This is a genomic window from Sporosarcina sp. Marseille-Q4943 (assembly GCF_943736995.1).
Taxonomy (GTDB): Bacteria; Bacillota; Bacilli; order Bacillales_A; family Planococcaceae; genus Sporosarcina.
Window position 1 is genome coordinate 1411966 of sequence record NZ_OX031157.1, and the last position, 14935, is coordinate 1426900.

Sequence of the window (14935 nt, forward strand, 5' to 3'; positions counted from 1 at the left end):
ATTTGTCGAAAGTTGGAACAGTATACATCTTATCCATGTGAGGTTCAATATATTCTCGGTACGCGTTTTCCAATTGTAACCGCGATTTCGTACGGGATTGTCCCGATGCGGTCCGCCCATTCCTCCATCGTGATTTCCTCATCGCCTTGCCGGCCGATCAAGGTCACCTTTTCCCCGACCCGCAATTCGCGCGGCATCTTCACCATGCATTGGTCCATGCAAATCGTTCCGACAATCGGCATCCGTTCGCCGGCAATCAACACTTCCTGGCTGCGAAGCCCACGTTTCAAGCCGTCCGCATAGCCGATCGGCAACGTGCCGATCCATTCATCCTGCTCAGTTACGTATGTTGCCCCATAGCTGACCGTGCTGCCCTTTTCGAGCTTCTTCACATAAGCCAATTCCGTTTCGAGCGTCATCGCTTTCTTCAATTCAAACGGCAATTTCTTTCCGACATATGCCGAAGGAGCGATGCCATAAAGACTGATGCCAAAACGGACCGCATCGAGTGCATATTCCGGATAAAGCAAAGTAGCTGCACTGTTCGAAGCATGAACGAGCGGCGGTCTCTGCGGAAGCTTGCCCACCAATTCCATGAACCGATTGAATTGGTCCTCCGTTTTGCTGGAATCCTCCTCATCCGCACACGCGAAATGAGTAAATGCCCCTTCAAGACGGATAGCAGGTGTCCCTTCGATCACTTCAACGATTTCCTGAAGTTCAACTTCATCCCGAAGACCGATCCGGCCCATGCCGCTGTCAATTTTCACATGGACGTTCAATGGGTGACCTATTCTCTCCAACATCCCGATCGCCTGGCGAAGCCATTCGGCATCCGAGACTGTGACATGGATTCCAAGTTCCGCGGCCTTTTCGGCAAACTTGACCGGAGGAGGACCCATGACGAGTATATCGGCAGCTATGCCTCCTTCACGCAAACGCAAGGCCTCGTCAGGTGTCGCCACTGACACCATCCTAGCCCCCGCTTCGATTGCAGCACGTGCCACTTCGACCTCTCCATGCCCATAGCCGTCCGCTTTCACGACGGCTATGACGGATGTATGGTGAGGCAAATATTTCTTCAAGTTCTTTACATTCTCTTGTATCGCATGTAAATCGACGATTGCTTTAGTAGGACGATAATGTTCCATTTGAACCCCTCGTTTTTCTCGTGATGCATCTATTATCAATCCTCTACGCTTTCTACGTCAAATCAATTACATCTTATTTCGAATCTTCCGGAGACATGGAAGATGCCACTTCGATCAGCTCGTCAGGTGTCAATGTGGACGATGCAACGAAGAACACCACTCCATCTTGTTCCCAACGGATTGAATTACCCGTCAATGCCGCCACAGTGAAGCCAAGGTCGACCGGATCCCCTTCGATGGACACCGGCAATTGATTGTCCGGAGTTCCCGCAGGCTCCTGCACGACTACAAATTCCTTGTCTCCGCCGCCGAATGTCGTGAAAAATCTAGTTCCGTTTTCTGTAGCGACCATTTCCTCTTCAAGGATCGTTCCTTCCCAATCCAAGTTCGGATAGTATTTCATCGTGCCTGCCATGCCTTCATTTGTCGATTGCGGTTTTTTCTCAGGCTGGTTCCCTTCCATGTCGACTGCATAATCGGATGCCTTGTGCTCTACGCCAAGTGTGATCTTATTGAACGTCACACGAATTTTTTCTTCATTGTTTTCATCCATGACGGATACGTACTTCGGCAGCAATGTTTTCTTATCGATATGGATTTGCTGCGTCGGAAGGACTTTCTTATGGTTATTCCTTGATGCCGTTTCGAATATATACGTCTTATCCTTTTCTTGCATCGTGGAATTCTTATCCGCCTTGATGTCGTCCGATAAAGTGCCGATCAAGTACGGCATGCTGTTTTGCGTCGGCCAATCGCTTTGGAACTTATACGTTTTTCCGAGTGACGGCGTGATGACAAAGACGCCTTCTTCATTTCTGACGATCATTTGTGAATCTTGGCTACCCGCTTGCGAAACATTGACTTTGTAAAAATCAGGTTTCGTATGCCATACAGTCACATCGTACACTCTCGGTTCAGAACCTGTCTTGATTTCCATTGTCGCCTGCAATTCATACCCTTTCGCTTCGTTCCACTTCCCACTGAGCTTCTTCATGACATCCTCTTTAGACGGTGATCCACAAGCTGCTAGCATTGTCATGATCGCAACTAGCAATAAAACAAAAATTCGGCTGCGCATACAGTTCATCCTTTCTCATTTCAATCGGGTAGGTCATCTTATGAGAGTGGACAGTCATTTATGCTAGCTTGTTTACTTTGTTTATTTATTTCTCTAAAATCACTTGCGCAGCCGCGACCGTACGTGTATGGGTGATGGAAACGAAGCCATTCACTTCCTTGCCGTCAAAATACAATACCGGCTTCCCCGATGGCTCCGGGAGGATTTCAACTTGTCCGAAACGGCAGTTTTTCCCGATTCCGGTGCCTCTCGCTTTCCCGAACGCCTCTTTCGCCGCAAATCGCCCAGCGAGGAATTCAATTTTCCGGTGTGGCGGCAGCGCTTCATAAAGCCGCAATTCCTTTTTTGACAGAATCCTCAACCTGAGTTTGTCCGATCTTTCGTCCAAACGGGCGATCCTCTCCAATTCCACGATATCCAATCCGATTCCTGCTATCATTGTCTCCATCCCTTTCATGTACTATTTTTATGGTAGTTCACACTTCTTATCATTTCATAAACTATGTATAATGAATCCAAAGGTAAGGTGAAAAAAGTGTTTATTCGAAGAGAGAACTTTTCCCAGTATATCCGTCTGTATCCTTTCGTAACCGTTCTACTTGCATTGAACATCCTTGTTTTCATTGCAACAGGCCTTCCAATTCACGGAAGCCGGTATTTATATTATATGGGTGTCGGCATTAATTCCATGATTTCCGAAGGCGAATGGTGGCGGCTCGTCACCCCGATGTTTTTACATGCGGGGCTCATGCATCTTCTATTCAACATGTTTTCGTTGTTCATTTTCGGTCCTGAACTTGAGCGGGTTGCCGGCAAGGCGCGCTTCCTGACGATTTACCTTCTGTCGGGCATTTTCGCCAACATCGCCTCTTTCTTCCTCGGCGGTTCGGATTTTGCCCACGTCGGAGCAAGCGGTGCGATATTCGGCATTTTCGGCGCATTCGGTGCGCTCGTCTATTACACGAAAAATGCCTTTCCACAGTTGCGTCAAATCATGCTGCCGATCATCGTTATTAGCGTGATCATGACCTTCCTCCAACCGGGGGTCAATGTCATCGGGCATATCGCAGGGCTGATCGTCGGCTTCATCATCGGGCTAAGCTACTTCCACCCAAAACGGATTATAAGTTGGAGATGACAAAAGCGCAGGGCGCCCGCCTAGAGGCGACGGGCATAAGGCGAAGATGAGGCGTGGCGCTTTTTGCCACAGAGCATCTTTGACTTATGACCCCGAGCTTCTGGCGCCCGGAGTCTAGACGTTAAACAAAGTTAAAAGCCTGCGAATGCTCGCAGGCTTTTTTATTCGTCCGTTCCATCGGCAGTCGACCCACTTTTTTCATACCAACTGAAAATCTTTTCCGCCTCTTCCACATCCATATGATAAACCGTTGCGTGATAGCTGCCCATACCGGATTTAATATTGGCGATGACCGTTGCAACGCCCTTTCGTTTATGGAAATAACTTTGTTTCATCTCCATCGACTGAATCCGTTTTTTCATCATATACGCCGTCTGTAAGCTGAATCCCCTGAACCGCATCGTCAATTGATTATCTATAATATCATAAGCGGCAGAGCGGTGCTGCCACATGCCGAACGCTATGATGACAGGAATGATTGCGAGCGAAAACAACCCATACGGGAAAAAGAAGTACGTGAGCGCGCCGATGACCGGCACCATCCATACGAAGTCAATTCGATAATAAAACGGCCTGCCCTTTGTTGTAAGCCTATTTGCAGGCTCCTCCAAATGCAAATCAGGAAAGATTTCCTCCAAATACGACTCCACCTTGTTCCTTTTCACGATTGGGAATAAATTGATCTTCGAGCTTTGGCCAATGCTTCCTCCCGCACTATGAATCGCTACTGAGGCATAGCCGAATAGCTTCCTGAACGGATTCTCGACAACTACGACACTTTGGATTCTCTTTAAAGGAACAGTCACTTTCTTCTTTTCCAACAAACCTCTCGTAATGACGATATCTTCCTTATCCAATTCAATCGTGAAATTAAAATGGGAAAGGAACGTCATCGCGACAGAAAGTATCCAGACGCCAAGCAAGGCGAGGAAAACAGCAATTGCCACAATCAACATGCCGAACTTGATGAATGCCGAAATCTCCTCAAACATCCATTCGAACGGAAGCAAGTCTCCAAACTGCGAAAGGAAGATCGCCACCCCCGACAGAATGACGCCTACGCCGCCCGAAGTCGTGGCAAGCACTAGAAGATCCTTTGTCGTCATTGTGAAGATTTTACGGAAATTCGATTCCTCTGCCAACGGCATCTCTTCAATCAGATTTGCCGTTTCCCCTTCTACAACGGGAACTTCCCTCTGCCGTTTCTTTGCTTCCGCCATTTCGATTTCAACACGTTTAGCGGCTTCTTTTGTAATCGCCGTCAATTCTCCCTCTGCTTGCTTCATAGAGGAACTACCCGCAGTCTCCACTTTCACTTTCACAAGCCCGAACGGACGATGGAAAATCCCTTCCGTATAATCCAAACTTTGTATCCGGTCAAATGGGATATACCGTTTCTTTTTCACGAATAAACCCGATTCGATTCGAAGCTCATCATCCTCGAACCAATACTCGAACCGTTTCCATTTAATAATTCCGCTTATCGATAAGCCGATGATCAATACACCGAAAATGATAAAGGACAAATAATCGACGTACCAGAGCCCAGTTCCGCCACCTTTCCATCCATTCGCAAAAACTAAAACGACAAGCGGAAGGATTGCCTCTTTCAACGTTTTGAGCATTTCAATAACCGCAGTGATCCAATGCAGTTTATAGCGTTGCTGTTCAGACATCATCTTCCGCCACCCTTGCAAGCACGGAAATCCTGCCGCGCAGTTCATCAGCTTCTTCCATGATCAACGCAGGGATCGTATGGACCGTAGCGGCTGTTGAAATCGAAATTTCCGCCAATCCGTATTTCCGCAAAATCGGCCCTTGCGATGTGTCGACGTGCTGGACACGCACCATCGGGATCAGTGTCCTCTTCACGATGAAAAGCCCGTGCTGCAATTCAATTTCCGATTCCCTCACTTCGTATCGCCACCTGAGCCATCTCACCTTCGGGAATAAAAAGATGATGAAATAGGCGAACAGGAGGAGGACAACAGCTTCGATTGGATAGATCCACCACGGCCATTCAAATATGTATACAAGCACACCGACGCCGATGGCTACCAATGCGAGAATGACCGTTTGGATCCATCCGTACAATCGCCATACTTTTAACCCTTTCGGGGAAATCCTGTTTGCTGGTTGAGCCCTCATTTCCACAACACCTCTTTCTATTCTTTCATTGTATACGTAGCGATGATGAAAATGTTTCAGTTTACAAAATAAAAAACCCCGAGGGATGAAGGTTCATCTCCCCGGGGTATATATTATCTTTCGGATTTGCCTCTAGAACGGTCTCTGCGTCCGCCACCGTCACGGCTTCCGCGACGTGAACCGCCGCCTCCGCCATAACCGCGTCCGCCGCCGTAAGAACGGCCGCCGCCACGGCTGCCTTTGAAGCCGCCACGATCACGGGAACCCGTCTTACGGTTAGGTAATGGGCGCTCTTCCGTAATTTTGACAGGTGTATCATCTGGCTCTTTCGTCAACGACCTAATTGCCGCTGCAACAAGATCCTGTGCTTCGTATTTTTCAAGAAGCTCAGATGCAAGTGCCTTATAGTCGTTCAGTTCGTTTTTCTCAACAATCTCCGATAGTTGCTCCATCGCTAGACGTTGTTGACCGATCAATGCTTCGTCTTCAGTCGGTGGCTGAAGTGGAGTCATACGCTTCTTCGTCGTTTCCTCAACTGTACGAAGGTAGCCCATTTCACGCGGAGTGACGAAAGTGATCGCCATACCGCTTTTACCAGCACGTCCTGTACGGCCGATACGGTGTACATAGCTTTCTGGATCTTGTGGAATATCGAAGTTGTAAACGTGTGTTACACCTGAAATATCCAATCCACGTGCCGCTACGTCTGTAGCAACTAGAACGTCGATTTTATTATCCTTGAACTGGCGAAGAACGGACATCCGTTTTGCTTGCGTCAAGTCGCCATGGATCCCTTCCGCCAAGTATCCGCGGATGCTCAATGCGTGGGATAGCTCATCGACACGGCGTTTCGTACGGCCGAAGACGATTGCAAGCTCAGGCTGGTGAACGTTCAACAAGCGAGAAAGAACGTCGAACTTTTCTCTTTCTTGCGCTTTTACGAAATATTGGTCGATGTTTTCAACAGTCATTTCTTTCGACTTGATTTTTACGATTTCCGGCTCTTTCATGAATGTCTCAGCAATTTTACGGATTGCAGGAGGCATCGTTGCAGAGAATAGAAGTGTTTGGCGAGTATCAGGAACACTTGCCAAAATCGTGTTGATGTCTTCGATGAAGCCCATGTTGAGCATTTCATCCGCTTCGTCAAGGACGAGCGTATTCACCTGGTTCAATTTCAAAGTTTTACGGTTAATATGGTCAAGGATACGTCCCGGAGTTCCGACAATGATTTGCGGATTGTTGCGTAATGCTCGAATTTGCCGCCCGATTTCCTGGCCTCCGTACACAGTCAACACACGTGCGCGTCTTCCGTATCCAATTTTATAGATCTCTTCGGATACTTGGATCGCCAATTCACGAGTCGGTGCAATGACCAATGCTTGTACTGCAGGATTGTTAATATCAATTTTCTCAATGATTGGAATACCGAAAGCAGCAGTTTTACCCGTACCTGTCTGCGCCTGACCGATGACATCGCGGCCTTCCATGCCAAATTTGATAGTGCCTTCCTGGATCGGTGTTGCTTCTTCAAACCCCATGCGCGCTAGAGCATTTTGTGTGGATTCGCTAATATTAAGTTCTGAAAATTTCGTCAAACTTCTCAATCTCCTTTGGTTTCTTCATTTAGCAATTGGTTACATTTGCAAATGAAAGCACGGCAAATTCGAGCCTTAAACTTCTATGGGAACGTTTCCGATATTTTGTATTCTCTGGAGTGGGCAAAAGTTCAAATAGCTGAACTTCTTGAAATTCAGAGGCAATAGTGAAAAGGAAAGCTGGTCTTTGCCGAACAGGTTTCGCTCCGGGAATGGTACTCCGAGAGACGCTAAACCGTTTTATTCAAAAAAAAGTACTCTTCGCCACCGGAAGAGTCTTGTGTAAATGTATCCAATACTCATAGTAGTTTAACACGCTTACCTGTCATCCGCAATCAATCCGCTTTAAAAGTAATAATCAGAATTCCCGCCCATCACTTCTTCATGAATTCATATACTTTAGGGAACCATTCATGACTGTCGTCGCTGTAGCAAATGTGATGCTTTCCGTTTTCCGATACGATCAGCTGCTTTTGGACGGAGCCTAGCGAGCGTAGTAGATGCTCCCCTGTCGAAAATGGTACGATGCCGTCTTTCTTCCCTTGGACGACGCAGACTGGTGTCATGATCATTCCGTAATACGGTTCCACCATTTTGACGACACGGACAAATTCCTTTGCAGCATGGAGCGGCGTATTCCGTAATTTATAGTCGTATAGATGATAGAACGTGTTCGGCGGATAGTTCTTCGTCAACAACACGGCCGCATCCTCAAGAAGATAGCGCGGACTGATGTACTTCGCCGCCGCGCTGAGCAGGACGAGCTTCTCGACTTTGTACCGCAAAGCGAGGTACAGTGCAATGATGCCACCCATCGAAAAGCCGACGATGATAATGCGGTCGACTACTTTCCTCAACCGGTTGAGAGCGAGCTCCGCTTCCATCATCCAGTTTTCCGCAGTAACTTTGCTCAAATCGATCGGAAAGTCATGCCCCGGCAAAATCGGTACGGAAGTGATCCAGTCCGTCCTCTCCTCCACATACCGAATGAAAGGACGGACTTCAAACGTCCCTCCGGTAAACCCATGGAGGAACAACACACCTGTTTTCATGCTTGCAACACGCCATTCATAATCTTCTCGAGCGCCATTCCTCTCGAGCCTTTCAACAAGACGATGGAATTCTCGTCAATGGAAGAAAGAAGTGTCGCGATCAATGGATCATAATCGCTTTCCGACCAGATGACTTGTGTTTCATTCCCAGTGTTCAGAAGCTCTTCATAAAGCCATTTCATTCGCGGGCCATATAAAAGGATTCCCTGTAAGCTTATAGTGCCAAGCTGTCGGGCAATTGATTCATGGTAATGCCGTTCATTTTCGCCAAGTTCGAGCATATCTCCCAAAACAGCCCATTTGTCAGAACGGAGCTTCGTGTCCTGCAAGAACGCAAGTGCCGCCTGCATCGACGTCGGCGCCGCATTGTATGCGTCATTGATGAAGAGCGCACCGTTATTGGCGACGACAGGCTGCATTCTCATATCCGTAAGCTTTGACTGACGGAGTGCCGCGTCAATCTGTTCGTTATTGAGACCAAGTTCGCGGGCAATCAAAATCGCAGCAAGGGAATTTTTCACTTGATGGGAACCGAAAACGGGAATTGTAAAGCTGCCATCGATAATTCCTTTCGCTGTAAACCGGCTTCCTTCGTCCCCCGATTCCGTAGAGACGAGTGAAAGATCCGCACTGTCGTCGTAGCCGAAAGAGACCGCTCTCAGCTCCAGATGTTCCGACACTAACGCATTCAATAGCGGCTCGTCGCCATCATAGAAAAGAGTGCCGTCTTCCTGCAACCCATCGATGATTTCGAATTTCGCCTTCGCGATCCCTTCGCGGGAACCGAGGTCTTGCATATGCGCTTCGCCGATATTCGTAATGACGGCGTAATGCGGCTTCGCCAGATACGATAGGAAAGAAATTTCATTAAAGCCGCTCATCCCCATTTCAAGGACGGCGACTTCCGCATCTTCTTCCAACGAAAGAATCGTCAACGGCAACCCTAATTGATTATTAAAATTGCCTTCCGTCTTTTGCACTTTAAAATAAGGCGAAAGGACGCTTGCGATCAAATCTTTCGTCGATGTCTTGCCGTTTGAGCCGGTAATTCCGATAAATCTGCATGCTAGCTCTTCCCGATAAGCGCGAGCTAGCTGCTGCAGCGCGAGTTCCGGGTCATCGACGAAAATTAGCGGGATATCGGAAGGCGCTCCTGGTTCATCTTTCATCCAGAGCGATGCCGCCGCCCCTTTTTCAATCGCTTGTCGGACGTACTTATGCCCATTCACCTGTTCGCCGCGGAACGGGATGAACAAATCGCCCTCTTTAAGAGTGCGAGTGTCGATCGACACCCCGCTTACAAGTACATCGTCCATGAGCTGCCCTTCTGCCTGCAGCCACTCTGCCAGTACTGTTAATAAACGTTTCACAATCTATCACGCTCAATCCATTTTATATTGTAACTGTTGCTTTTCTTCATGCCGTTCAAGTGCCAGTTCAATGAGCCTGTCAATCAATTCCGGGTATGATGTACCTGTATTTTGCCATAGCAACGGAAACATGCTTGTCGGCGTGAAGCCCGGCATCGTATTGATTTCATTGATGAGCACTTCGTCCTGATCGGTCACAAAGAAGTCCGCCCGCACTAACCCAGCGCAATCGAGCACTTTGAATGCGCGGATCGCCATATCTTTCAATGTCGTTTCCACTTCATTCGTCACCGGCGCAGGGATGAGCAATTCCGTATTGCCGTCCTGGTATTTCGCTTCGTAATCATAAAATGCCGCCACCGGTTTAATTTCCCCGAGGACGGAGCACGCCGGGTCATCATTTCCAAGGATGCCGACTTCAATTTCGCGCGCAGTGACACCTTGCTCGACGATGATTTTCCGATCGAATTTCAACGCGAATTCCACTGCAGCAATCAAGCTTTCACGATCGGTCGCTTTGCTGATGCCGACGCTTGAACCTAAATTCGCTGGCTTCACGAACATGGGGAACATCAATTCCTGCTCCATTTTCCCGACCCAATGCTCTTGGTCCTTTTTCCATTGGTTGCGGATGAAATGGACATAAGGGACTTGCTTCAGTCCGACTTGAGCGAAGAGCTGCTTCATGACGACTTTATCCATGCCTGCGGAAGAAGCGAGCACGCCGTTTCCTGCATAAGGGATGTTCATCACTTCGAATAGTCCTTGAACCGTTCCATCTTCCCCGTTCGTTCCGTGCAATAGTGGAAGAATAATGTCAGGCATCCCGTTTCCATTCAAAAAATCATGAATGCTGTCAGGCTTTCCGCCAACACGTTCCAATCGCAATTGCTCGATCGACTCAGCAGGAGCTGCGAGCGGCTCCCCTTTCCTCCACTCACCTTCATACGTTATATAGACAGGAATCACTTCATATTTATCAAAGTCAATCGCATTTGTTACCGCCGTGGCAGTTGATAGGGATACTTCGTGCTCCGCGGATTTCCCGCCATACACTAAACCCAGTTTCTTCTTCATTAAACTCCCTCACTTACCTTAGATTTCGTTCCTTTAGTTTACCACGAAACGACGTGCCCGTTCGTAAAATAGCATGATACGGAAGGACCTTTTTTACTTCCCGGAAACTTCCTGCCTAGCAGGACGTCACTTTGAAGGATATGATAGTACATGTTTAGTACGTTATACTATAGAAAGAAAAACCCTTTACTGTATTTGTATGCACGTTAGGCGAATAGTTTAATATTGTCATATATAAAGTCCGTACAAACACTTCATTTTCCGTTATAATGAAATGTGGTTTCTATACCAATCCAACTAACTGATAAGGTGAATTACATGAATATAGATAAAAAACCAGTGGATCGATTCGATTGGCCACTTGCATTCATCCTGCTCCTCTTCTTCACGATCAGCATCATCGCCATCGCATCCGCTCAGACGACAGGACAATATAGTATAAACTTCATCCCATCCCAAATCCAATGGTATGTCGTTGGGGCAGCCATCATCGCCGTCACGATGTACTTGGAGCCGGAGCAGTACAAGAAAGCCGCATGGATCATCTATGGCGGCGGTGTATTCATCTTGGCAATTCTTTTCATTTTGCCTGATAGCTTGGAACTTGTTGCCCGCAGAAATGGTGCGAAAAGCTGGTTCCATTTACCAGGACTCGGAAGCATCCAACCAGCTGAGTTCATGAAGACGTTCTTCATCATCGGCCTTGCACGCACGATCACGAAGCACCATGAGCGATTTTTGGAAAAGACGTTGCAAACGGATTTCCTGTTGCTCGGCAAAATTTTCGCCGTCTTCATCATTCCGTTTTTATTCATCATGCTGCAGCCGGATTTAGGGACAGGCCTCGTCTTCATCGCTATCACAACCGCTTTGGTCATCGTGGCGGGCATCACATGGCGGATCATCCTGCCGATTTTCGTCGGGATTGCGTCTTTAGGGCTGACAGTTCTTTGGATGGCCTTGTACGCACAGGACTTCTTGGCGAAACTCGGTGTCAAGCCGTATCAGCTCGAACGAATTTACTCATGGCTCGATCCGTATTCATATGCTTCGAATGAAGGGCGGCACCTCATCACATCCTTGAACGCCATCGGTTCCGGGGAAATATTCGGGAAAGGGTTCAAAGGGCGGGAAGTGTACGTCGCCGAGAGCCATACCGATTTCATTTTCAGCGTCATCGGGGAAGACTGGGGATTCATCGGCGCGAGCCTCGTCATTTGCCTTTACTTCTTCCTGATCTATCATATGACGAAAATCACACTTGAATTAAAGGATCCATTCAGCACATATATTTGCGCAGGCATCATCGCAATGATCACATTCCACGTGTTCGAGAACATCGGCATGACGATCCAACTACTGCCGATAACAGGCATCCCCCTGCCGTTCATTAGTTACGGGGGCAGTTCATTGATGGGCAACATGCTCGCCATCGGCCTCATCTTCAGTATGAAGTTCCATCATCGGACCTACATGTTCAGTTCTGATGAGGACGAATAACCAACAAGATCCAAATACGCATAAATTGATTAACTTACGCATAAACCGCTGCAAAAGCGCATAAATCAATTGATTCACGCATAAAAAAGTTTAAATGCTCATAAACCATTATAATCGCGCATAACACGTGGAAAAAACGCATAAAAAAATCTCCCGCATGCAAATATGCGGGAGTTTTTCATTATGACTGTATTTGCGGGTCATTTGAAGGTGGCGCGAGGGCTTTCAGCATTTCCATCCGGGATTTCGTTGCTGTTGCCGAAACACCCAACTTCGCCAAGTTGGAGATGATTTTTTTCAAATCAACTTTTTCTTTCGCCATTATTCCACCTCGACCTTTCTATATGTTGTTGACGTATCATCCATTGGAAAGTTTCATCATTGAAATGAAATTCATGCCAATTTTCATCTATACACATCATACCACTCCTGTCCACTTTTAAATCTTTCAATTATGTTACAAATTGTTCGCCTTTTGTAAATGCTTTATACACTAAGGAAAATAAAAGATTGCAATCCAGGTCGTTTATGCGTATTAAGGGAGATTTATGCGGCTTTGGGCGGATTTGTGCGTACCTGGAGGGAATTATGCGTGAAAATCATGAGTTATGAGCATATGTAACGGCTTATGCGTGATTCAGTGGATTTATGCGTTTATGCGTGTTGAAGAGGCTTCCATTAATCCATTTCCTTTGTCAGCATACGACCGGGAGAGTAAAATGATTGTATTGATGTTTACTGAAAGCAGGTACATACATGAAAAAATCAATCTTACTGTTAATGTCGGTACAATTTTTCGTATATCTCGGATTTGGCATCATCATTCCCGTTTTGCCGGAAGTGATTGTGCAGCAGGAGCTTTCTGAAATTCACGTAGGCGGATTGCTCACAGTCTATTCGCTCGCTTCCTTCTTCACCGCGCCGCTATGGGGTGCTTTATCGGACAGGACGGGACGGAAGAAACTGATCATGGTCGGCCTCATCGGTTTCAGCCTGAGCTTTTTCCTGTTCTCCTTCTTCATTGAAAACCTTACGATGCTCTACCTTTCCCGTGTCGTCGGCGGGATTTTCTCAGGTGCGTTGTATACGGCGGTTACAGGATTTGTCGGGGATATGACGACCGAGGAAAATCGGAATAAATATATGGGCTTGCTCGGCATGTCAATCGGGCTCGGATTCATTTTCGGTCCAGCGATCGGCGGTGTTCTTGGCGATATTAGCCTGCAAACTCCATTTATCGCGTCCGGTGTATTGACGTTGCTTCTTCTTGTCTACGCGGGAATCATATTGAAAGAGCCAGAGCGTCTTGGCGAGGCGAATAAACGAGCGCTTCTTCCGAAAGGTGGCACAATGCTTTGGCAATACCGGATCCGGAATTTGTTCCTTCTTTCCTTCATGGTGACGTTGATCTTGGCGGGAATTGAATCCACATTCCAATTGTTTCAGATTTCCGCCATTGAAATCACACCTTTGCAAATCGGCTATTTATTCATGGCGGTCGGCTTTGTCGATGCAGCTATTCAAGGCGGTGTCGTGCGTCGGGTGAAAAACGGGTCGGAAACGAAGTGGATTTTAGGCGGCCAAATCATTACTGCCATCGGACTGATTTTAATACCGTTCACGGGCAGCCTATTTTGGGCGGGCGTTGCACTCAGCGTCTTCACGGCGGGCAACGCGCTCTCACGGACAGTCCTCGTTTCATTGACATCGAAGGAATCCGGCGGAAAGTATGGGACTGCAGCCGGGATGACGTATTCAATGGACAATCTGGGACGCATCATCGGGCCTCTTTTATTCACATGGCTCTTCACGAGAATGACAGGCGAAATCTACTATATATCCGCAGCACTTGCGGTCCTTTCAATCGTCTTCATTTTCACGTATCGAAAATCGTCCAAAACATTGCGATCCGCACACTAAAATGCGAAGTCCTCCGACTCTTCGGATGGACTTCGCTTTTCATTTAGGACGTCACCAATAGACGCTCCATATTTTCCCTCGCCAATTCCGGCATCTCCTCTTCCGGGATAGCCGCAATCTCTTGGAATGAAACCCCGTCATTCAACAACAGTTCCACAAGTACCCATCCTGCATAATAAGCTTCGCGTTCAATTCCCGCTTCACCTGGACCGAAAGTGAACTTCATAACTACTTCCGTCGAAGAATCTTCCAAGTAAGGGAGGATCCCTTCCAGGATTTCAGATTTCTTTGCAGCCGCCGCTTCCAACCATCCTTCCTTATGCTCCGCATAATCTTCATCCGCATGCCCAGGAACGACCGCTTTGCTTATATGCATCGCAAGCCCCTCCTGAAAAACGGTTGACCCGATTGTCCGCTCCCACGCCATAGATAGATTCGCAGTCTTTGCGTGGACGATGTGCGTCAATTCATGCGCCAATACAATTTCCGAAGTTCCCTTTTCAACTGGAAGGCATACTGCCAGCCCGCCATCACCAGTCGGTGCAACAAAAGGATTTTCATCAAACGCCCCTACAAAATAAAGTACGGTAATCGAAACATCCTCTTCGCAGCCTAACACATCCTTCACTGTCTTCAGGATTTCTTTGATTCTCTTTTCATCTGGTGTCCAAGCCTCTAATGTAGGAATGATGTCCGCGTATTGCCCCCAAGCCGCTTCCAGCATTTCGCGCGCCATCTTCCGCCCTTCATCCCCAGGAGGTACCGCCGCAAAATTATAATGCTCCTCCCATAACGCCCATCTCGCATCAGCGTCCGTCGCTTGCGCCTTCTCATAGAAAGCCAAAAACTTCGGAACAAGATTCATCACCTCAATCTTATCCAACAGACTCCCCCCTTTGTTTC

General features: G+C 47.5%; 14 protein-coding genes. 3 read left to right on the forward strand and 11 right to left on the reverse strand.

What is annotated here, in order from left to right; genetic code table 11:
* Positions 1-44: 44 nt before the first annotated feature.
* From alr to acpS, 3 genes are all read right to left on the reverse strand, one after another.
* A complete protein-coding gene (gene alr / locus NIT04_RS16045) occupies positions 45-1151 on the reverse strand; it encodes an alanine racemase (protein WP_252504526.1) in 1107 nt (368 codons plus the stop codon).
* A 73-nt stretch (positions 1152-1224) separates the two neighbouring features.
* Complete coding sequence (locus NIT04_RS16050; RefSeq protein WP_252504527.1) at positions 1225-2229, reverse strand: outer membrane lipoprotein carrier protein LolA; 1005 nt, start codon at positions 2227-2229, stop codon at positions 1225-1227.
* 85 nt (positions 2230-2314) lie between these two features.
* A complete protein-coding gene (gene acpS / locus NIT04_RS16055) occupies positions 2315-2668 on the reverse strand; it encodes a holo-ACP synthase (RefSeq protein WP_252504528.1) in 354 nt (117 codons plus the stop codon).
* 96 nt (positions 2669-2764) lie between these two features.
* Between acpS and NIT04_RS16060 the strand changes: the two genes are divergently transcribed.
* On the forward strand, positions 2765-3367 hold the full coding sequence (locus tag NIT04_RS16060; RefSeq protein WP_252504529.1) for a rhomboid family intramembrane serine protease: 603 nt from the start codon (positions 2765-2767) through the stop codon (positions 3365-3367).
* Between the two features lie 161 nt (positions 3368-3528).
* Here NIT04_RS16060 and NIT04_RS16065 read toward each other — a convergent pair whose 3' ends face one another.
* The 6 genes from NIT04_RS16065 to NIT04_RS16090 form a co-directional block, all read right to left on the reverse strand.
* Positions 3529-5043 (reverse strand): PH domain-containing protein, encoded by a 1515-nt coding sequence (locus NIT04_RS16065; protein ID WP_252504530.1) that lies wholly within the window; start codon positions 5041-5043, stop codon positions 3529-3531.
* Positions 5036-5515, reverse strand: coding sequence for a PH domain-containing protein (locus NIT04_RS16070; RefSeq protein ID WP_252504531.1), 480 nt, complete (start codon positions 5513-5515; stop codon positions 5036-5038). The genes NIT04_RS16065 and NIT04_RS16070 overlap by 8 nt, the downstream gene beginning before the upstream one ends.
* 113 nt (positions 5516-5628) lie before the next feature.
* Positions 5629-7113, reverse strand: coding sequence for a DEAD/DEAH box helicase (locus tag NIT04_RS16075; RefSeq protein ID WP_252504532.1), 1485 nt, complete (start codon positions 7111-7113; stop codon positions 5629-5631).
* A gap of 374 nt (positions 7114-7487) precedes the next feature.
* The gene (locus NIT04_RS16080) at positions 7488-8165 is read right to left on the reverse strand and encodes a carboxylesterase (protein ID WP_252504533.1); all 678 of its coding nucleotides are present in this window, start codon (positions 8163-8165) and stop codon (positions 7488-7490) included.
* The gene (murF, locus tag NIT04_RS16085; RefSeq protein ID WP_252504534.1) at positions 8162-9535 is read right to left on the reverse strand and encodes a UDP-N-acetylmuramoyl-tripeptide--D-alanyl-D-alanine ligase; all 1374 of its coding nucleotides are present in this window, start codon (positions 9533-9535) and stop codon (positions 8162-8164) included. The genes NIT04_RS16080 and murF overlap by 4 nt, the downstream gene beginning before the upstream one ends.
* A 12-nt stretch (positions 9536-9547) precedes the next feature.
* Entirely contained in the window at positions 9548-10612 is a 1065-nt protein-coding gene (locus NIT04_RS16090) for a D-alanine--D-alanine ligase (RefSeq protein WP_252504535.1), read from the reverse strand.
* Between the two features lie 318 nt (positions 10613-10930).
* On the opposite strand from NIT04_RS16090, the gene NIT04_RS16095 reads away from it, so the two are divergent.
* On the forward strand, positions 10931-12112 hold the full coding sequence (locus tag NIT04_RS16095) for an FtsW/RodA/SpoVE family cell cycle protein (RefSeq protein ID WP_252504536.1): 1182 nt from the start codon (positions 10931-10933) through the stop codon (positions 12110-12112).
* Between the two features lie 181 nt (positions 12113-12293).
* Here the strand turns inward: NIT04_RS16095 and NIT04_RS16100 are convergent, their stop codons facing one another.
* On the reverse strand, positions 12294-12434 hold the full coding sequence (locus NIT04_RS16100; protein ID WP_252504537.1) for an Lmo0850 family protein: 141 nt from the start codon (positions 12432-12434) through the stop codon (positions 12294-12296).
* 434 nt (positions 12435-12868) lie between these two features.
* On the opposite strand from NIT04_RS16100, the gene NIT04_RS16105 reads away from it, so the two are divergent.
* Entirely contained in the window at positions 12869-14032 is a 1164-nt protein-coding gene (locus NIT04_RS16105; RefSeq protein ID WP_252504538.1) for an MFS transporter, read from the forward strand.
* A gap of 43 nt (positions 14033-14075) precedes the next feature.
* Here NIT04_RS16105 and NIT04_RS16110 read toward each other — a convergent pair whose 3' ends face one another.
* Positions 14076-14915 carry a hypothetical protein gene (locus NIT04_RS16110; RefSeq protein WP_252504539.1) on the reverse strand — a complete coding sequence of 280 codons (840 nt, stop codon included), beginning with the start codon at positions 14913-14915 and terminating at the stop codon, positions 14076-14078.
* Between the last annotated feature and the right edge of the window lie 20 nt (positions 14916-14935).

What these genes read in the sequence shown, in the direction of transcription:
- NIT04_RS16090 (WP_252504535.1), bottom strand. Translation starts at nt 10,612, where the DNA reads ATGAAGAAGAAACTGGGTTTAGTGTATGGCGGGAAATCCGCGGAGCAC.
- alr (WP_252504526.1), bottom strand. Translation starts at nt 1,151, where the DNA reads ATGGAACATTATCGTCCTACTAAAGCAATCGTCGATTTACATGCGATA.
- NIT04_RS16105 (WP_252504538.1), top strand. Translation starts at nt 12,869, where the DNA reads ATGAAAAAATCAATCTTACTGTTAATGTCGGTACAATTTTTCGTATAT.
- NIT04_RS16095 (WP_252504536.1), top strand. Translation starts at nt 10,931, where the DNA reads ATGAATATAGATAAAAAACCAGTGGATCGATTCGATTGGCCACTTGCA.
- NIT04_RS16070 (WP_252504531.1), bottom strand. Translation starts at nt 5,515, where the DNA reads ATGAGGGCTCAACCAGCAAACAGGATTTCCCCGAAAGGGTTAAAAGTA.
- NIT04_RS16100 (WP_252504537.1), bottom strand. Translation starts at nt 12,434, where the DNA reads ATGGCGAAAGAAAAAGTTGATTTGAAAAAAATCATCTCCAACTTGGCG.
- NIT04_RS16065 (WP_252504530.1), bottom strand. Translation starts at nt 5,043, where the DNA reads ATGTCTGAACAGCAACGCTATAAACTGCATTGGATCACTGCGGTTATT.
- NIT04_RS16050 (WP_252504527.1), bottom strand. Translation starts at nt 2,229, where the DNA reads ATGCGCAGCCGAATTTTTGTTTTATTGCTAGTTGCGATCATGACAATG.
- acpS (WP_252504528.1), bottom strand. Translation starts at nt 2,668, where the DNA reads ATGATAGCAGGAATCGGATTGGATATCGTGGAATTGGAGAGGATCGCC.
- NIT04_RS16080 (WP_252504533.1), bottom strand. Translation starts at nt 8,165, where the DNA reads ATGAAAACAGGTGTGTTGTTCCTCCATGGGTTTACCGGAGGGACGTTT.